This is a genomic window from Mesorhizobium sp. M1399 (genome assembly GCF_040317735.1).
Lineage (GTDB): Bacteria > Pseudomonadota > Alphaproteobacteria > Rhizobiales > Rhizobiaceae > Mesorhizobium.
On sequence record NZ_JAMYKZ010000001.1, the window covers coordinates 372,164 to 390,448 of the forward strand.

At 63.0% G+C, this 18,285-nt stretch carries 15 protein-coding genes; 3 read left to right on the plus strand and 12 right to left on the minus strand.

The annotated features are described in order from the left end of the window. Positions 1-4 precede the first annotated feature (4 nt). Positions 5-1,186, plus strand: a complete 1,182-nt coding sequence (locus tag NKH05_RS01805; protein ID WP_352484107.1) for a M20 aminoacylase family protein — start codon at positions 5-7, stop codon at positions 1,184-1,186. Between the two features lie 123 nt (positions 1,187-1,309). Here NKH05_RS01805 and NKH05_RS01810 read toward each other — a convergent pair whose 3' ends face one another. From NKH05_RS01810 to NKH05_RS01830, 5 genes are all read right to left on the minus strand, one after another. Then, complete coding sequence (locus NKH05_RS01810; protein WP_352484106.1) at positions 1,310-2,875, minus strand: hypothetical protein; 1,566 nt, start codon at positions 2,873-2,875, stop codon at positions 1,310-1,312. A gap of 160 nt (positions 2,876-3,035) precedes the next feature. Beyond that, complete coding sequence (locus NKH05_RS01815) at positions 3,036-5,018, minus strand: ABC transporter permease (RefSeq protein WP_353024951.1); 1,983 nt, start codon at positions 5,016-5,018, stop codon at positions 3,036-3,038. Next, complete coding sequence (locus NKH05_RS01820; RefSeq protein WP_352548720.1) at positions 5,015-6,091, minus strand: quaternary amine ABC transporter ATP-binding protein; 1,077 nt, start codon at positions 6,089-6,091, stop codon at positions 5,015-5,017. The genes NKH05_RS01815 and NKH05_RS01820 overlap by 4 nt, the downstream gene beginning before the upstream one ends. Positions 6,092-6,164: 73 nt before the next feature. Continuing rightward, a complete protein-coding gene (locus tag NKH05_RS01825; RefSeq protein ID WP_352493991.1) occupies positions 6,165-7,139 on the minus strand; it encodes an ABC transporter substrate-binding protein in 975 nt (324 codons plus the stop codon). A gap of 306 nt (positions 7,140-7,445) precedes the next feature. Continuing rightward, the gene (locus NKH05_RS01830; protein WP_352588893.1) at positions 7,446-7,676 is read right to left on the minus strand and encodes a hypothetical protein; all 231 of its coding nucleotides are present in this window, start codon (positions 7,674-7,676) and stop codon (positions 7,446-7,448) included. Between the two features lie 21 nt (positions 7,677-7,697). On the opposite strand from NKH05_RS01830, the gene NKH05_RS01835 reads away from it, so the two are divergent. Further along, positions 7,698-8,771, plus strand: coding sequence for a D-alanine--D-alanine ligase family protein (locus tag NKH05_RS01835; protein WP_353024952.1), 1,074 nt, complete (start codon positions 7,698-7,700; stop codon positions 8,769-8,771). A 56-nt stretch (positions 8,772-8,827) separates the two neighbouring features. Here NKH05_RS01835 and NKH05_RS01840 read toward each other — a convergent pair whose 3' ends face one another. The 5 genes from NKH05_RS01840 to NKH05_RS01860 form a co-directional block, all read right to left on the minus strand. Further along, on the minus strand, positions 8,828-9,613 hold the full coding sequence (locus NKH05_RS01840) for an SDR family oxidoreductase (RefSeq protein ID WP_352484100.1): 786 nt from the start codon (positions 9,611-9,613) through the stop codon (positions 8,828-8,830). An 8-nt stretch (positions 9,614-9,621) separates the two neighbouring features. Beyond that, positions 9,622-10,386, minus strand: a complete 765-nt coding sequence (locus NKH05_RS01845; RefSeq protein WP_353024954.1) for an SDR family oxidoreductase — start codon at positions 10,384-10,386, stop codon at positions 9,622-9,624. A 126-nt stretch (positions 10,387-10,512) separates the two neighbouring features. After that, complete coding sequence (locus NKH05_RS01850) at positions 10,513-12,021, minus strand: sugar ABC transporter ATP-binding protein (RefSeq protein WP_353024955.1); 1,509 nt, start codon at positions 12,019-12,021, stop codon at positions 10,513-10,515. 33 nt (positions 12,022-12,054) lie between these two features. Continuing rightward, complete coding sequence (locus NKH05_RS01855) at positions 12,055-12,993, minus strand: sugar ABC transporter substrate-binding protein (RefSeq protein WP_352484098.1); 939 nt, start codon at positions 12,991-12,993, stop codon at positions 12,055-12,057. A 149-nt stretch (positions 12,994-13,142) separates the two neighbouring features. Beyond that, the gene (locus NKH05_RS01860) at positions 13,143-14,126 is read right to left on the minus strand and encodes an ABC transporter permease (RefSeq protein ID WP_502895879.1); all 984 of its coding nucleotides are present in this window, start codon (positions 14,124-14,126) and stop codon (positions 13,143-13,145) included. A gap of 292 nt (positions 14,127-14,418) precedes the next feature. On the opposite strand from NKH05_RS01860, the gene NKH05_RS01865 reads away from it, so the two are divergent. Further along, a complete protein-coding gene (locus NKH05_RS01865) occupies positions 14,419-15,381 on the plus strand; it encodes a sugar-binding transcriptional regulator (protein ID WP_031193335.1) in 963 nt (320 codons plus the stop codon). On the opposite strand, the gene NKH05_RS01870 is transcribed toward NKH05_RS01865, so the two are convergent. Further along, positions 15,371-16,870: a xylulokinase gene (locus NKH05_RS01870; protein ID WP_353024956.1), complete on the minus strand. Its 1,500-nt coding sequence runs from the start codon at positions 16,868-16,870 to the stop codon at positions 15,371-15,373. The genes NKH05_RS01865 and NKH05_RS01870 overlap by 11 nt on opposite strands. A gap of 20 nt (positions 16,871-16,890) precedes the next feature. Beyond that, positions 16,891-18,213 (minus strand): NAD(P)H-dependent oxidoreductase, encoded by a 1,323-nt coding sequence (locus tag NKH05_RS01875; RefSeq protein WP_353024957.1) that lies wholly within the window; start codon positions 18,211-18,213, stop codon positions 16,891-16,893. Positions 18,214-18,285: the final 72 nt, after the last annotated feature.

Below are 18,285 nucleotides of genomic sequence, written 5' to 3' on the forward strand. Positions count from 1 at the left end.
CCTCATGCCAAAGACCTCCAACCAGTTCGCCGATGTTTCCGACTTCGCCGACAAGGCCGCCGAGCTTGCTGCGGCTCGCCAGCACCTGCACGCGCATCCCGAGCTTTCCTTCCAGGAGCACGAAACGGCTGCATACGTTGCCGAACGGCTCGAAAGCTGGGGCTATGAGGTGACACGCAATGTCGGCGGGCTCGGGGTCGTCGGCCGCTTGCGCCAAGGCAGCGGCCGCAGCATTGCCATCCGCGCCGACATGGACGCCTTGCCGATCACCGAAGCGACCAATCTCCCTTATGCCAGCCAAGCCAGCGGCAAGATGCACGCCTGCGGCCATGACGGCCACACCACGATGCTGCTCGGCGCGGCCGAATACCTGGCGCGCACGCGCCATTTCAACGGCACGGTGAACCTCATCTTCCAGCCGGCCGAGGAAGCCGGCAAAGGAAGCGGGGCGCAGGCGATGATCGCCGACGGCCTGTTCGAGCGCTTTCCCTGCGATGCGATTTTCGGGCTGCACAACCATCCGGGCGCGCCGGCGGGTTCCTTCCTGATGCGCGCGGGGCCGCTGATGGCAGCGAGCGATACCGTCACCATCAAGATCGCCGGGCGTGGCGGCCACGCCTCGCGTCCGCACCTGACGGTCGACCCGATCGTCGCTGCCGCCAACATCATCATGACCCTCCAGACGGTGGTGTCGCGCAACGTCAACCCGATCGAGACGGCTGTCGTCACCGTCGGCACCATTCACGGCGGCACGGCCTCCAACGTCATCCCCGAACAGGCCGAGATCACGCTCAGCGTCCGCTCCTTCTCGGTCGAGATTCGCGATAGGCTCGAGCAGCGTATTCGCAGTATCGCAGCACTTGTGGCGCAGGCGCATGGCGCAACCGTCGAGATCGACTACGAGCGCGGCTACCCGGTGGTGGTCAATTCCGAGAGCGAGACGTCCTTTGCGACAGACGTCGCTGTTGAACTCGTTGGTCACGACAAGGTGGCCGTCTGCCCGTTGATCCCCGGCAGCGAAGACTTTTCCTATTTCCTCGAGCACAAACCCGGTTGCTTCCTCCGCCTCGGCAACGGCGAGGATTCAGCCATCCTTCACAGCTCGAAATATGATTTCAACGACGGCAATTTGACCGTTGGCGCAGCGCTCTGGGCTCGATTGACCGAGAGATTCCTGGCCGCTTGATCCATACTTGCGGCTGGGATCGCCGATCGGCCGGTCGAGCAGAATTGGGGCGACCGGCCGCGCGACCATCTTCAACGAACTCTCACCGCATTCCAGCTACTTCGAACAGGTAAGGTTTCACTTTCAGACGAACAAAAAGTCACTCGTTGTCAGCGGGCTCGCAAAGTTTGCGAGAGTAACTTGATCGACTCCCGCGGTAATAATGGTGTCGGTTCCACTTTGCGCAATTGTGAGATCATCGAACGATTGCACGCCCTCCACGCCACTAAACACGATAGTGTCGCCTTGGGTCTGGCTGAAGTCGTAGATGGTGTTTTGGGTTCCGACCGTCATTGAACCATCGTCCTTGAATATGAATTGGTCTGCGCCGCCCTGAGCCAACTCGCTCAGTTGTCCATCCCCCCACATGTCATTGATGACCGTGCAGCCAGGTGCCGCGCTCCCTGCGTACAGGACATCGTTGCCGCCCTGAGCCGAACCGGACATTTGCAGAGCGTCGCCGCACAGGAAGTTGCGAACTTGGCCGCTTTCGCTGTTCTGGCCCCCGGTAAGAATGTCATTGCCGCCCTGGGCGGAGCCGGACATAGCGCGCGCGTCGCCGGACAACTCGTTTAGAACGTCAGGAAAGGCGCTCTTGTCCCCGCCGGTCAGGGTGTCATTGCCGCCCACAGCGTTGCCGAGCATCGTCACGGCGTCGCCATACCCCACATTATGGGCGGTGCCTTGCAGCACGGCCACGTCATCGCCCCCAAGCGCATGGTCGAACATACTGCCGCCCGCGTCACCGTAGAACGTTACCCGGGACCCACCCACGCTCGTGAAGGTGTCGTTGCCGCCCGTGGCAAAACCGGAAAGATCGCCGCCCGCATCGCCATAGAGAGTTTTGCTCCCGAGATCCCCAAACGTGTCTGTGTAATAGTCGTCGCCGCCCAGAGCATGGCCAGACATGTTGCCGCCGGCGTCGCCGAAGAAAGTGTTGGTGGAAAAGGAGCGGCCCGTAAAGGTATCGTTGCCACCCCTACTGTCGTCCGACATGTCGCCGCCGGCATCGCCGTAGAAAGTGTTGAATGAATCGCTCTTGCCCGTGAAGCTATCGTCGCCGCCCCGCGCATTGCCGGACATGTTGCTGCCGGCGTCACCGTAGAAAATGTTATTGGCTTCTTTCGAGCCCTCGAAGGTGTCGTTGCCGCCCTTGCTGCGATCGGACATCTCGCCGCCTGCATCACCGTAGAAGGTGTGGTCGGCTCCTTGTTTGGTTTGGGTCAGGAAAGTGTCGTCACCCCCATGAGCATGGCCGAGCATGTTGCCGCCGGCGTCCCCATAGAAGGTATCGACTACCTGCCTTGCCAATCCACTGTTGAAGGTATCGTTGCCGCCCTTGCTGTGGTCCGACATATCGTCGCCCGCGTCACCATAGGCAGTCGTCGTGGTGGACGAAAGCCCCGTGGTGAAGGTGTCGTCACCGCCCCGAGCAAAATTGAACAAGCTCCGAGCCGCGTCACCGTAGAAGGTGTAGGTCGACGGTGCGGTTTCCGTAAAGGTATCGTTGCCGCCTCTCGAGAAATCGAGCAGGCTGCCGCCGGCGTCGCCGGTCAAGATATTCGTGTTTGGATCGCCTGTGAGGGCGTCATCGATACCCCACTGATGATCTGCTAGATCACCGGTAGTAAAGGGAACGCGTTTAGACATTATCCGCTCTCCTGTTGAGCCTACCCGTCCCATCACAGCCGTACGATGTGAGCCAAGAGCGAGCAATAATCCCGAAGGGCTATGTCGTTAGGCGTAGGGATCGGTAACTCGTCACCGGGGCGCCATTAGCGGCAGCTTCCTGTGGCCGTCCTATTCCCGGCTATCCCAGCCTCGCTCTCGCCTTGGCCGTCCATGCATTGAACAGCCGGTCGGCGACGATGCCGATGAAGGCGATGGCCAGGCCGGCGACGATGCCGCGGCCAGAATCGGCCTTGGACAGGGCGATGAACACTTCCTGGCCGAGATCGCGGGTGCCGACCATGGCGCAGATGATGATCATTGCCAGCGCCATCAGGATAGTCTGGTTGACGCCGAGCATGATCTCCGGCAACGCCAGCGGCAGCTGCACGCGAAAGAAGGTCTGGCGCTTGGTGCAGCCGGAAACCTTCGCCGCCTCGATCAGCGCCGGCGGCACCTGCCGGATCCCGTGATTGGTGTAGCGGATGGCCGGCACCACGGCGAAGGCGACGGTGGCGATCATCGCGGTGACGTCGCCGACTCTGAACAGCATCACCACCGGAATGATGAAGCAGAACGACGGCAGCACCTGCAGCGTGTCGATGACCGGCGTCACGATCTTTTCGAAGCGGTCGCTGCGCGATGCCATCAGCCCGATAGGGATGCCGATCAGGCAAGCGATAAAGGCCGAGATGCCGCACAGGTAGACCGTCGCCATGGTCTTTTCCCAAAGGCCGGTGACGGCGCAGAACGCTGTCAATGCCGCGACCAGGGCGGCGAGGCGCAAGCCGCCGAGCTGGTATCCGGCAAGGCCGAGGAGACAAACCGCGCCCAGCCACGGAAAGCCCTCGCAGAAGGCGCGCACCGGGTTCAGCACATTGAGGATCAGCGCCACGCGGAACGCCTCGATCGTGTCGAAGAAGTTGATCGTGATCCAGTTCACCGCCGCCTTCCACAAAGGTGCGGTGGTGAAGGTGATCGCCTTCGGCACCGCGGCGAAGGCCGGCACGAACAGGCTGAGCAGCGTGGCGACGGCGAGGATGGCGACGGCCAGCGTCAGGTTGGGATAGCGCCGCCAGAAGCTGGTGCCGGGCTGATGGCGGACATTGCCCTTGGCGTGATTGTGCGCGATCGCCTGGCTCAGCCGGTCGAGCGCAATTGCCAGTGCGACGATGGCGAGGCCTGCCTCCATCGCCTCGCCGACCTTGAGCGCGCGCAGCGCCAAAAGCACATCATAGCCGAGGCCGCCGGCGCCGATCATCGAGGCGATGATCACCATATTGAGCGCCAGCATGATAACCTGGTTGACGCCGACCATCAGCGTCGGCCGCGCCGACGGCAACAGCACCCGCCACAGCTTCTGCCGTGCCGTGCAGCCGGCCATCTCGCTGAAATCGTCGATCTCCGACGGCACCCGCGACAGGCCCAGCATCGTCGCCCGCACCATTGGCGGTGTCGCGAAGATTGCCGTCGCGATCATTGCCGAGACCGGGCTGTTGCCGAACAAAAGCAGCATCGGGATGAGATAGGCGAAGGTTGGGATCGTCTGCATCAGATCGAGGGCAGGGGAGATCAATAGCCTTTCTGCCCAGGGCTTGCGCCATGCCCAGATGCCGGCGAACAGCCCGGTGACAATGCAAAACGGCACAGCGATCGAGATCAGGCCCAGCGTCAGCATGGCGCTGGTCCACTGCCCGAACAGCGCGATGTAGAGAAAACACCCGCCGACCAGCGCACCCAGCTTCCAGCCGCCGGCGGCGCGGCCGGCAAGGTAGGCGGCAGCGCAGACGCCGACCCAGGACAGGCGCGGCAAGACGATCATATCCGCGCCATGGCCGATCTTGAAATTTTTGGCGAGAAGATTGAGCGCGAAATCGAGCGGCACGCCGAGCACGGCGGTGATCGAGCGCGTCAGCCAGGAGAAATTCGACTTCACCCAGTTCATCAGCGCGCTGACCCAGTCGGCGACGGGAATGACGGCATTGGCTGGGTAATTGACCGTCCAGGGCAGGCTTTCCTGCAGCAGGAAGACAACAAGCACGGCGGCGAGCGCGCAGGCCCAGATCACCAGCCAGGTCTGACCCTGCCGCGGCCTCGCTGCGCTCGCGCTTGCCGTGACCGTCATGCGCCGGCTCCGGGACGTTCGATGCCAGCGAGAAGATCGATCACCGCCTGCGGCGTTACCTCGCCGATCGGCTTGCCGGTGCCGTTGACCACCGCGAAGGGCTTGCCGGCAGAGACGATATCTGCCGAGAAACTGGCGATCTTGGCATCCGGCGCGACCGTGCCGCCATGTTCAGCGGCGTCGCAGGCGCGCATCAGGCTCTTGGCCGAGATCACCTTGGCGCGGTCGACGTCGCGGGTGAATTCGGCGACATAATCCGTCGCCGGGTTGACCACCAGCTCTTCCGGCGTGCCGATCTGGATGACCTCGCCGTCCTTCATGATGGCGATCCGGTCGGCCAGCCGGATGGCCTCGTCGAAATCATGGGTGATGAAGACGATGGTCTTGTGCAGCATGGTCTGCAGCCGCATCAGCTCGTCCTGCATCTCACGGCGGATCAGCGGATCGAGCGCCGAGAATGGCTCGTCGAGGAACCAGATTTCCGGCTTGGTGGCGAGGCTGCGGGCGATGCCGACACGCTGCTGCTGGCCGCCGGAAAGCTCGCGTGGATAGAAATGCTCGCGGCCGCGCAGGCCGACCAACTCGATGACCTCGCGAGCCCGCTTTTCGCGCGTCGGCCGGTCCTGCCCCTGGATGCCCAAGGGAAAGGCGATGTTCTCCAGTACGTTGAGATGCGGCAGCAGGGCAAAATTCTGGAACACCATGCCCATGCGGTGGCGTCGCAGCTCGATCAGCGCGGCATCGGAAATCTTGAGCAGGTCCTTGCCTTCAAACTCGACCTTGCCGTGGGTCGGCTCGATCAGCCGCGACATGCAGCGCACCAGCGTCGACTTGCCGGATCCCGAAAGTCCCATGATGATGAAGATCTCGCCTTGCCGGATTTCGAGATCGACGGCGCGCACCGCGCCAACCAGTCCGGCAGCGGCGATGTCCGCCAGGCTGGCCTTGCCGTCGCGCCGGCGGATGAAATTGGCCGCGTCCGCCCCGAACAGCTTCCAGACATTGCGGCAGGCAAGCTTTATCGGGCGGGCATCGTTGCCCGCTTTCGCCGCGCCTTCAATCGTATCGGTCATGCAATCGTCCTTCTGGAATAGGGATCGAGACCCGGCCACGAATGGCCGGGCCGTCGGATTTCCAGTCAGACGGTCACTCGGCCCAAGCTTTCCAGTCGCCTTCGTGGGCGGCGATCCAGGCGGCGGCGACGTCTTCCGGCGTCTTGCCTTCGAGATCGATCTCGCCGCTCATCTTGTTGAGCTCGTCGGTATCGACCGTGTAGTTTTTCGCGACCTTGTAGGCGACCGGCCATTTGTCCTTCATGCCGGCCCAGGAATATTTCCAGATCTCGCCATGCGGCTTGCCACAGTCGTATTTCGCATCGGGGTTCACGCCCCATTTCGGGTCGGTGTAGCACTCTACAGTATGGTCGGGGAATTCGATCCATTCGCCCTTGTATTTGGCCGGTGCCCAATGCGGCGAATAGATCCACAGCATGATCGGCGCCTTGCGCTGATAGGCCGAGTCCAGTTCGGCGAACATCGCTGCATCGGTGCCAGCATGGATGACGGTGAAGGGCAGTTTCAGCGCCTCGACGCGCTCGTCGTCAAAACCTTCCCATGTCACAGGGCCGCCGAGATAGCGCCCCTTCGGTGTTGTTTCCGCCGTCGAAAAGGCCTCGGCGCATTTCGGGTCCTTCAATGCCTCCCAGTTCGGCAGGCCCGGGCATTTCTCTTTCATATATTCGGGAAACCACCATTCCTCCTTGGCCTTGGGCCCGAGCTTGCCGAGGCGTTCGGTCTGGCCGGTTGCATCCGAGGCCTTCATCGCTTCGCCGGCCGTCGTGTCCCAGAACTCCATGCCGACATCGATGTCGCCATTGGTCAGGCCGGTGGTCAGGCTGGAGAGATAGTCGGCGGTCGGGTACTCGACGGTATAGCCGAGCTTTTCGAGGATGCCGCCGAGGATCTTGGCGTTCAGATTGACGCTGGTCCAGTCGAACAGCGCGATCTTGATCGGGTCGTTGGATTCCGGCGCCGCTGCTTGTGCCGGTAGTGTCAGCGCGCTTGCTGCGGCAAGCGCCAAGGCTCCCATTGATAGTTTCGAAATCATGCTCCGAAGTAACATGCTTGTTCTCCTGTCAAGCTCTGGTGGAAGTTATCGTTAGTTCCCTTCTTGCGTCTTTTTTGATTGTGTTGGAAAAGCTGGTCGTTGCGCAAGGCCGTCGGCGCCACAATGCTGCCGAAGCGGATGCCGGCGCAAAACGGGGTGGTGCCCAAATTGGTGAAGATGTGCGCGGGACCGGCCGCGTCATGACTGCCGATGGTTTGCTGCGGAAGCAGTCATCCGCGGATCGATCGCCGGTCTTGAGGTGCAAACCATCAAAGTCCCATGATCTCGGCTGTTGGCTCGGCAACTCGCCCAGAGCCGCTTTCATGGGATGAAATTATATATACCAACGTTCACGTCGCGCAACGAATAACGCTGCGCCAATTTCACGGCCGTCTTTTTACATGGACCGTAGATCGGCTCGAAAAAAAGCCAAGGTTGCCAGTCATCGGGTACCAGCCGCGACGACAGGACATCGACACAATGCAGCAGACCAAAGCGCCTTACTTCAGCGCCAACCGCGGTATTGCCGTCGGCTTCTGACCCTTTCAACACCAGATCATCTCCGAGGCTTTCATGACCTCTTCCTTAAACAGACTGCGCATTGCCGTGCTCTTTGGCGGACGTTCCGCCGAACATGACGTTTCGGTGCTTTCCGCAACCAATGTCATGCGTGCGCTGCCTGCCAAATACGATGCCGTCCCAATCTTCGTCACGCGCGAGGGACGGTGGCGGCTGAGCAGCTTTCAGGATGGTAAGCTCGCGAAACCTGCAGGCGGCACGGAAGTTTGCCTGCTTCCGGGTGGGCGCGGACGGATGATGGCGATCCCGGCCGACGGCACGCCCTATGATCTGCCAACGATCGACATCCTGTTTCCCATCCTGCACGGCCCCCATGGCGAAGACGGCTCGGTACAGGGGGTGGCCGAGGTGGCTCTGGTGCCGCTTGCCGGCTGCGGCATCCTGGGTTCAGCAACCGCGCTGGACAAGGATGTCACCAAGCGGCTCCTGAAAGCGGCGGGTCTGCCAATCGCGCGCTCAGTGACGGTCCATGAAGGTGCGGCGCCCGCCCTCGCCACACTCGAAGGCGAACTCGGCCTGCCGTTCTTCATCAAACCGGCGCGTCAGGGATCGTCTGTCGGGGTCAGAAAGGTCAATGCCAGCCAGGAATTCGATGGGGCGCTTGCTGAAGCCTTCCAGCACGATTGCAAGCTGTTGGCCGAGGAATTCGTTCATGGGCGCGAGATCGAATGTAGCGTGTTGGAGGACCCGGCAGGCGACCTGTTCGTCTCGCGGCCAGGCGAGATCGTGCCGGCGGAAAGCCACGGTTTCTACAGCTACGATGCCAAATACATCGACGAGAACGGCGCGGCGCTAAAAGTGCCGGCCGAACTGCCGCCCGAGGTCGAGGCAAGCATGCGGGATGTGGCTGCAAGGGCTTTCAGAGCCGTCGGCTGTGACGGGATGGCGCGCATCGACTTTTTCCTGACACCGGACATGCAGTTCTTGGTCAATGAAATCAACACCATCCCCGGCTTCACCGATATCAGCATGTACTCCAAGGCAATGGCGGCAAGCGGCGTCAGCTATTCCGAAATCATCGACCGGCTCGTGGAACATGGATTGGCGCGGGCCGGCCGAGCAGCCTGAATGCAGCGAAGCGGCTTTCAGATCCCGGCGGATGGAACGTTGGCCTGTGTCGTATCTTACGACATGATCAGGCCGCCATCGACATTGATGGTCTGCCCGGTGATATAGGCCGCATCGTCGCTGGCGAGAAAGCTGACCAGGCCGGAGACGTCCTCGCCGCTGCCGGCGCGGCCCATCGGGATGTTCTCCACCCATTCGGCCATCAGCTCGCCGGGCTTATAGTCGCCCATCAACTTGCCCCATGCGGCATCGTTATAGGCCCACATATCGGTGTCGATGATGCCGGGGCAGATCGCGTTGACGGTGATCTTCTCCTTCGCCACTTCCTTGGCGAGGCTCTGGGTGATGCCGACGACGCCGAATTTCGAGGCCGCATAATGCGGCGTGTAGATAAAGCCCTGCCGCGCCTGGCCGGATGCGGTGTTGATCAGCCGGCCGCCATCGCCATGCTTGCGGATGCGCGCGATCGCCTCCTGGCAGCACAGGAACACGCCCTTGGTGTTGACCGCCATCACCTTGTCCCATTCTGCCTCGGTCATCGCCTCGATCCTGGCGATGGTGATGACACCGGCATTCTGCACTGAGATGTCGACGCGGCCGAATTGTTGCTCGGCCAGGTCGTAAAGCGCGACGACCTCTTCCTTTTTGGTCACGTCCATGCGCATCCACGCAACCTTGGCGCCCGCAGTCTTCAGATCGGCGGCAACCTCTTCAACGCGCGCGTCGATGGCGCTGACGACGACCGCAGCACCTTCCACGGCGAAGCGCCTGGCCATTGCCGCGCCAATGCCGCCGCTCGCGCCGGTGATGACCGCCGTTTTTCCCTGGAATCGCTTCTGCATTTTTTCTCCTACCAGCAGACGAAGCCGCCATCGACGATCAGGTCGATGCCGGTGACGAAACTCGCGGCGCGGCTGGCCAGGAACACGGTCGGGCCGACCATCTCTTCCGGCGCCGCCATGCGGCCCATCGGCGTGTCGCGCTCGAAGATCCTGACCTGGTCGGCGACCTCCGGTCGCTTGTTCATCGGGGTCAGCGTATAGCCGGGGCTGACGACGTTGACGCGTAGACCGCGATCGGCCCATTCCGTGGCGAGGCTCTTCGACATGTGGATGACCGCGGCCTTCGACGAGTTGTAATGCGCCTGGGTCAGGCCGCGGTTGACAATCGAGCCCGACATCGAGGCGATGTTGATGATCGAGCCCTTGCGCCGCGTCAGCATGGCACGGGCCTCGGCCTGGCAGGACAGGAACACGCCGCTGACATTGACGTCATAGAGCTTCTGCCACTTTTCCAGCGACAGCGTCTCTGCCGGCTCAGCTCCGGCGACGCCGGCATTGTTGACTGCGATGGTCAACGCGCCGAGTTCCTGCTCCGTACGCTCGATCGCGGCCGCGAGATCGGCCTCTGAAGTCACCGTGCCGGTCAGCACCAGTGCCTTGCGGCCGCGTGCTGTGATCTGGTGTGCGGTCTCCTCCAGCCCGCCTTTGGAGGCGTGGCCGAAGCAGGCTATGTCGGCGCCGGCCTCGGCCAGGCCGATGGCGATTGCTTGCCCGATGCCGCTGCCGGCGCCTGTCACAAGTGCCACGTCACCATGAAGTTCGAATAGTTTCATCGTCGGTCCCTCTCCTCCAATCGCCGTCCTCCGGAAATAAAGGGGCGCCAACTCTGTTGCTGGCGCCCCGCGCGGTCTGGTGCTTGGGAGGATACCACCTGCTGCGCTTTGTTTCGATGGGCTGTCCTAGCTCGTGGCGAGTTCCATGACGGCGACATTGCTCGCATCACTGCGGTCGAGAATGCCGCGCTGACGGCCGCGGCTCAGCACGAGCACGCGATGCGACAGGCCGAGCACTTCCTCGAGGTCGGAACTCACCACCACCACCGCCATGCCGGAACGGGCAAGGTCGGCGATGACATCGTAGATCGCGGCGCGGGCACCAACGTCGATGCCGCGCGTCGGCTCGTCCAGGATAAACACCTTGGGCGGGCGCGACACCCATTTGGCAATGATCACCTTCTGCTGGTTGCCGCCTGAAAGCTTGCTGACCGCCTGGTTCGGCCGGCCTTTGACGCCGAGCCGGCGAATACCGGCCTCGGCGAATTTCTGCACCGCCTTCGGGAACACCCAGCCATTCGGCGCGACATGGTCGAAATTGCCGATCGCCAGATTCTCGCCGATCGTCTGGTCGAGCACCACGCCTTGCGCCTTGCGGTCTTCCGGCACCAGCACGACGCCGGCCTTGATCGCCGCCGCCGGCCCATTGAGATGCACCGGCTTGCCGGCGACGCGCACCGAGCCGGATGAGATCGGGTCGGCGCCGGCGATCGCCCTCACCAGCTCCGTGCGGCCGGCGCCGATCAGCCCGGCAATGCCGAGGATTTCGCCGGCCCGCACTGAAAAGCTGACATTTTGAAAGCTGCGTTCCGGCGAGGACAGGTTCTCGACCTCGAGCAGCGTGTCATTGCGGGGCGCCGACAAAGTCGGGAACATCCGCTCGACGCTGCGGCCGACCATCTGCTCGACGACAGTGCGCACCGGAATATCGGCGCGCTCGTGCCGCGCGACGATGCGCCCGTCGCGCATCACCACCACACGGTCGGCGATTTGGGCGATTTCGTCCAGCCGGTGGCTGATATAGATGAAGGACATGCCTTCCGCCTTGAGCTTGCGGATTTGCTGGAACAGGAGCTCCGTTTCCTCGCCGCCAAGGGCGGCCGTCGGTTCATCGAAGATCAGCAGCTCGGCATTGAGCGTCAGCGCCTTGGCAATCTCGACCTGCTGCTGGGCGGCGATACGCAGCGTGCGCACCTTGCGCTCGGGCGAGACATCGAGCCCGAGGCGCTTCAACTGGGCTGATGCCCGTGCATTCATTGCCGCGCGGTCGATGCGGCCGCCGCGCATCGGCAGGCGCCCGACATAGACGTTTTCGGCGACCGACAGATCCGGCAGCAGCTTCAGCTCCTGGTGGATCATGCCGATGCCGGCGTCGATCGCCGCGGCAGGATTGGCGGGGGAATAAGCGTTCCCCCGCCAGGTGATGGTGCCGGCATCGGGCTTGGTCGACCCGGCGATGATGTTCGAGACGGTGGACTTGCCGGCGCCGTTTTCGCCAAGCAGCGCCACGACCTCGCCCGGCCGCACCTCGAAGCTCGCATCGGCCAGGACCTGCACCGGTCCGTAGCTTTTGCAGAGGCCGCTGACGACGAGACCCAGATTGGGGCTGTGCATGTGGCGAGGTTCGGTGGACATTGTTGCGCTCGTCGACTGCCGGACTGGTCTAAATCAGGGATGCTTGGCGATGAACTGCTCGACATTGTCCTTGGTGGTCAGCGTCGCATCCTGCAGCTGTTCTGCGGGAATGGTCTCGCCGGCCACCAGCTTGATTGCCGCATCGACGGCAAGCCGGCCCATGCCCTGGGTCTGCTGCGTCGCCGTCACGTCGAAGACGCCGTCCTTCAGCGCCTTGAGCGCCGCCACGTCGCCGTCGAAGCCGGCAACCCAGACCTTGTGGCCGGGATTGGCGACCTTGACCGCCTGCGCCGCACCGAGCGCCAGCGCATCGGCCTGGCCGATGACGATCGACACGTCGGGATGCGACTGCAACAGATCCTGCGTCAGCTTGAAACCTTCGTCCTGGTGCCAGCCTTCGCTCCACAATTCGCCGACGACCTTGATGTCGGGATAGCCCTTCAGCGCTTCGCCGCAGCCCTTCGAGCGATCGACCTCGGGCGTCGTACCCTTCTGGCCGTGGATGATGATCAGCTCGCCCTTGCCGCCGGCCTGCTTGGCGATGTAGTCGCAAACCGCTTTCGCCGATGCCACGCTATTGGTGGCGATGAAGGTGTCGCCGGGCGCGCCGTCGGCGTTGCGGTCGACATTGATGACTGGGATGCTGGCAGCCTTGGCCGTCTTGGTCGGCACGGTGGCGGCGGTGGCGCCGGCCGGAATGTAGATCAGCGCATCGATATTCTGCGTGATCAGATCCTGCACCTGGCTGACCTGGGTCGCCGAATCGCCCTTGGCGTCGACGGTGACGACCTCGATGCCCTTTTCCTTGCCGTAGGCTTCGACGGACTGCTTGATCTGGTTGAAGAAGTCGGCCTGCAGATTGGCGACGGCGAGGCCGAGCTTCTTGGCTTCCTTGGCCGAGGCCATGTCGGACAGGCTAAGCAGCGGGATGATGGCCGCGGCGGCAAGCAGCAATGAACGTTTAGTCAGCATGTTATTCCTCCGTTGATGTTCAATCTGTCCTGCCCGCGCATCGCGGCGCCCCGTGGCCGAACAACTCCCAGTTTCGGATCACCGATCCGTTTTCGCCCGAATATCCGGGTGAATCTCATTGAGCCCAATTCTTCATTGTGCCCCATTTTTCATTGTGCTCTGCGCCGCCAGGTGTCGGTGGCCACCGCCAGCGCGATCACCACGCCGATAACCACTTGCTGGATGAAGGGCGAGACACCGAGCAGGTTCAGCCCGTTGCGCAGCACGCCGATGATGAGGACGCCGATGGCGGTGCCGCCGATCGAACCGACGCCGCCCGACAGGCTGGCGCCGCCGATAACCACCGCCGCGATAGTGTCGAGCTCGTAGCCAAGGCCGGAGCTCGGCTGGACGGAATCGAGCCGGGCGGCAAGCACGATGCCGGCGAGACCGGCCAGCACGGCGCAGATCGTATAGACCCAGTTTGTCAGCGACTTGACCGGTATGCCGGACAGCCGGGCGACTTCGGCGCTGCCGCCGATTGCGTAGAGGCTGCGGCCGGTGGCGCGATAATTCAGGAAGATCGCGAAAATGACGGCAAGCACGATCATCAGCCCGACGGTGACCGACAGGAAGCCGAAATGGCGGATGATCGACAGGCTGGTGAACCAGTCGGGAAAGCCGACGATCTGCGAGCCGTCGGTGATCATATTGGCGAGACCGCGCGCCACCGACATCATGGCCAGCGTGGCGATGAAGGGCGGCAGCTTGGTGACCGTCACCAGCAGGCCCGAAACCAGCCCGCAAAGGCCGGCGACGACGAGGGCTGCGGCGATGCCGGCCGGCAGGCCGAGATTGAGATAGTCCGGATGGGCGACGAAGCCCATCACCATGGAAGCCAGCGCCAGCACCGAGCCAACGGACAGGTCGATGCCGCCGATCAGGATGACCAGCGTCATGCCGATCGCCATGATGCCGAGTACGGTAACCTGGTCGAGCACGTTGAGGATGTTGCGGATGGTCAGGAACGTATCGGTGGTCAGCGAGAGCGCCAGGCACAGCAGGACCAGCCCGATCAGCGGGCCCATGGTTCCGGCAAAGACAGCCGAAAACTTTGCGCCCGTCGTGGCCTGCGTACCAGAGCCTGCTTTCAACTCGCTTGCGTCGTTGCTCACAGCCACTTCGTCTCCTCCACAGCAATCCGGCGCTGCATCACCGGGCCACTTTGTTCACCAGGCCCCTCCATGTGAACAATTTATCTTTAACATGCAATTTTGTTCAGCTAAACTGTTCGTCGGAAAATTGTCAAGGCCTGCCGTTTCATTCGACGACGGTTTGCGCTGTCCGCCGGTTTGCCTTACGCAAGGTCTCGGAAATCTTGGGCATTTCGAAGTCGCCGGATTGGAATATCATGAGCAGAGCCGGCGGCTGCGGCAAGGCAAACAGATGACGATCGTAGAGAACGAAAGAGCCTCGCGCTTTCCCGACGCCGAACTCAAGGCCCGCGCCGCCTGGCACTATTATGTCGAGGGTCTTACACAGGAGCGGATTTCCGAAATTCTTGGCGTCGGCCGCATCAAGGTACATCGCATTCTCTCCGCCGCCCGCGAAGAGGGTGTCGTCCAGTTTCGCATCCGCGACAGCGTCGTCGAATGCGTGGTTTTGGAGGAAAGCCTCAAGCAGAGGTTCGGGCTCAGCCAGGCTGTTGTGGTGCCGTCGGCTGCCGACCGAAGCAACGCACCGCTGATGATCGGCCACGCCGCCGCCGCCTATCTGGCCGACCATGTGAATGCCGGCGATGTCATTGCGCTGGGCTGGGGGCGGACGCTGAAATTCGCCATCAATGAGTTGCCAAGGCGGCCTATCGCCAGGACCACGGTGGTTTCGATGCTTGGCGGCCTGACCCATGCACAGCCGCTCAACCCGACAGAAAGCGCCTGGGATTTCGCCGAGAAGATCGGTGCGGAGTGCTTCCTGCTGCCGGTGCCGGTCTATGCCGACCGGCCGGAACAGCGCGACGCGTTCATGAGCCAGCGCAGCGTTCAGGACGTTGTCTTCCGTGCACGCCGGGCAAACATTGCCGTGCTCAGCGTCGGCTCGTTTTCCAACGACAGCCCGATCGCCAATTACGGCTTCATCAAGCCAAGCGAACTCGAGGAACTGCAGGCGGCCGGCGCCGTCGGCGATATTCTGTGTCATTTCATCGACGCCGAGGGCCGCCCGGTCGACCACGAGGTGAACCGCCGCGTCTGTGCCTATCCGCTGCAGGATCTGTCGGATATCCCGAGCATCATCCTGGTGTCGGGAGGGCAGGAAAAGATTGCCATCATGCGGGCAGCACTCGCCAACACCAAGGTATCGGTTCTGATCACCGACGAGGATGCGGCAAAGGGGCTGCTCAACCGCTAGTCGCGTTGAGAGCACTCAGCCGCACGTGGATATCGCGCGTCGCTTGATAGAGATCGCGGTAGATTGCCTTGCGGCCGCGATAGCCGGCAACAAGTCCATCGACCCGGTCGACATGCATGGTGGGAGCGGCAGCCATTGCCTTTGCGGCGGCTTCCGGCGAGGCAAACCAGCCGACCGCGGCGGCCGCCAGCATGGCGGCGCCGAGTGCGGCGGCTTCGTTGACCGGCGAAACCGAGATCGGCCGCTCGAGCACGCTTGCCATGATCTGCATGAGGAGTACGCAATTGGTGCCGCCGCCGGCGGCAATCATCGCCGCCTGTCCGCCGGCTTGGGCTTCCATGGCCTCGGTGGCAACGGCCTGCTCGAAGGCGATGCCTTCCAGGACAGCGCGGAAAAGATGCTCCGGCCGGTGGTCGAGCGACAGGCCGACAATGGCGCCACGCGCGGCACCATCCCAATAGGGGCTCATGACGCCGGCCCAATAGGGCAGGACGAGCAGGCCCTCGCTGCCAGCGGCAACCTCCAGCGCCGCTTTCTCCAGTGCTGCCGCCGACGGCGAACCGGTCGTGCGGACAATCCAGTCGACCAGTTGCATGCCCGAACGCAGCACTGTCTCCAACATGAAACCGGAACCGGTCGGCGAGACCAGCGTGCGAAAGGCGTCCGAGGTTTTCACCTTGCCGGAATAGCAGCCGCTGACCACGCCGGAGCCGAGCGAGAGATAGCTCTTGCCTTCGCCGTAGACGCCCATGCCGAGGCCCATCGCCTGGCCGTCCCCAGCGCCGGCAACGACCGGCGTGCCGGCCCTCAGGCCGGTCAGTTGCGCCGCGGTTGCGGAAAGCCCGCCGCAAATTGCGCCCGGCGCGACCAGGTCGGGCAATTGCTCCATCTGCAGTCCGGCGGCCGCAACGAGGCGGGGATGCCAGGTACCTCTCTCGACGTCGAGGAGCCCGAGCGGATCCGCACTTGCGGTGCTGGTGACCAATCGCCCGGTCAGCCGCTGGACGAAGAAACCGTGCACGTCGACCAGTGCCGCTGCCTGGTGAAGCATCTGAGGCTGGTGTTCGGCAAGCCAGGCGATGGCGTAGAGCGCCGGCGTCGGGTCCGGCGGCTTGCCGCTCCAGTCGCGGATCGCCTCGCGGCCGAGTTCGGCCGAAAGCCTGATAACCTGCGGCCGGGCGCGTTCGTCCAGCCACAGGATCGCCGGAATAAGTGGTTTGCCGGCGCTGTCGACCAGCGTGAAGGTCTCGCGCTGGTGGGCAATGGAGATCGCCGCCACGCGGAAAGCGCCGACCGCCTCAGTGACCTGCTTCAATGCGCCAAGCAGCGCCGTCCACCAATGTTCGGCGTCCTGCTCGAAATGGCTGGGCTTCGGATTTGAAAGCGGATAAGTCTCGCGTGCCTGGAACAGCTCCTCGCCGTCGCGGGTGAAGGCAATCGCCTTCACGGCCGTGGTCGAGGCGTCGATCCCGATTACGATATCGTCCATCAGGCGGAGATCCGGCGGGGTCAAGCCGCGTTGGTAGCGAACCGTCCGTCCGACTGATCGAGACGACGGCGGATCTGGGTTATCACCATCGAATCGTCGGGTACACAATTTTCATAGGTCAGGAAATCGCCGATCTTGAGCGGCTTGACCACCTTGGCCCGTTCGGCAAGGCCGAGCGGCAGCGCGCCCCGGGCGCGTGCATCTTCCCATGTCATGGCGAACCCGCGATAGTCGTTCTCGCCGATCATGCCGAGCGACTGGCCGACGCCAAGATCGCTCTTGGCAACCGCCACCGCCTCGGCGACCGGACGGTCGAGCGGCTCCATGTCGGCCCGTTTGTAGACGACGGCGCGCGCCGCCGACAGCGGCACTTCCAGGCTGGTCAGATGATAGGGCCGGAAGATCGTGAAATAGGGGCCTTTGCCGACCTTGAGGTCGATCATGCGCTCCAGCACGCGCGGATGCTGGGTCTCGATGATGCAGAACACGCCGGGCGCCACGCCCTTGCCGATCGAATAATCGACCACGCCCTTGCGATGCAGCACGCCGCCATCCTCGCGCGGGCAGAGCACGCTGGCGAGCTCCTCCAGCGTTGCGGTTGGGCCGTGCATGCCCGGCACGTCGGGCACCAGGCCGGTGGCATTGGCGATCGCCACCATTTCGATGGCCGTCTTCGAGCCGTCGACGAATTCGACCAGCATGCGCGCATTCATGTTGCGCTCGGCCGCTTCTTTCTCGTAATCGGCCGGCATGGCGTCGATCTTCAGCGGATTGTTCTTGCCCTTGCCGGCGGCGATGATGTTGAAGCCGAGGCTTTTGGCAAAGCCGATGATCTCCAGCGTGCAAGCCGGCTCGTCGCCGGCGGCACCGGTATAGACGACGCCGGCCTTGCGTGCCTCGTCCTTGAGGAAGCGGCCGATCGTGATGTCGGCCTCGACATTGAGCATGACGATGTGCTTGCCGTTCTTCATCACTTCCAGCGCGAACAGCGTGCCGATATTGGGATTGCCCGTCGCGTCGATGATGACGTCGATCCGGCCAGCCGCCGCCAGCGCGTGCAAATCTTCGGTCACCGCAATCTTGCCGGCCTCGATGGCGCGGTCGATCGCCGCCGCACTGCCGGCCTGGACGATGTCGGAACGGTCGTGGCCAGCGAGCAGCGCCGCGTCGATCGCTGCCTGCGGCCTGACCTCGGAAATAGCGCCGATCCGCATGCCCGGCATCAGTGCCACCTGGACGACGATGTCGGTGCCCATCTGACCGGCGCCGGCAAGCCCGATGGTGATCGGCCCCTGCTGTTCAGCGCGCTGCAGAAGTTCCGCTGCAAATTGCGGATGGGACATGTCGCTTCCTCCAGTTCTTGACGCGCCGCAGCGTCCAAATCAACGTTTTGAACATTCCTATTTCCAAATGAA

Coding starts and splice junctions, on each gene's coding strand:
- NKH05_RS01805 (WP_352484107.1), top strand. CDS start 5: ATGCCAAAGACCTCCAACCAGTTCGCCGATGTTTCCGACTTCGCCGAC.
- NKH05_RS01810 (WP_352484106.1), bottom strand. CDS start 2,875: ATGTCTAAACGCGTTCCCTTTACTACCGGTGATCTAGCAGATCATCAG.
- NKH05_RS01815 (WP_353024951.1), bottom strand. CDS start 5,018: ATGACGGTCACGGCAAGCGCGAGCGCAGCGAGGCCGCGGCAGGGTCAG.
- NKH05_RS01820 (WP_352548720.1), bottom strand. CDS start 6,091: ATGACCGATACGATTGAAGGCGCGGCGAAAGCGGGCAACGATGCCCGC.
- NKH05_RS01825 (WP_352493991.1), bottom strand. CDS start 7,139: ATGTTACTTCGGAGCATGATTTCGAAACTATCAATGGGAGCCTTGGCG.
- NKH05_RS01835 (WP_353024952.1), top strand. CDS start 7,698: ATGACCTCTTCCTTAAACAGACTGCGCATTGCCGTGCTCTTTGGCGGA.
- NKH05_RS01840 (WP_352484100.1), bottom strand. CDS start 9,613: ATGCAGAAGCGATTCCAGGGAAAAACGGCGGTCATCACCGGCGCGAGC.
- NKH05_RS01845 (WP_353024954.1), bottom strand. CDS start 10,386: ATGAAACTATTCGAACTTCATGGTGACGTGGCACTTGTGACAGGCGCC.
- NKH05_RS01850 (WP_353024955.1), bottom strand. CDS start 12,021: ATGTCCACCGAACCTCGCCACATGCACAGCCCCAATCTGGGTCTCGTC.
- NKH05_RS01855 (WP_352484098.1), bottom strand. CDS start 12,993: ATGCTGACTAAACGTTCATTGCTGCTTGCCGCCGCGGCCATCATCCCG.
- NKH05_RS01865 (WP_031193335.1), top strand. CDS start 14,419: ATGACGATCGTAGAGAACGAAAGAGCCTCGCGCTTTCCCGACGCCGAA.
- NKH05_RS01870 (WP_353024956.1), bottom strand. CDS start 16,870: ATGGACGATATCGTAATCGGGATCGACGCCTCGACCACGGCCGTGAAG.
- NKH05_RS01875 (WP_353024957.1), bottom strand. CDS start 18,213: ATGTCCCATCCGCAATTTGCAGCGGAACTTCTGCAGCGCGCTGAACAG.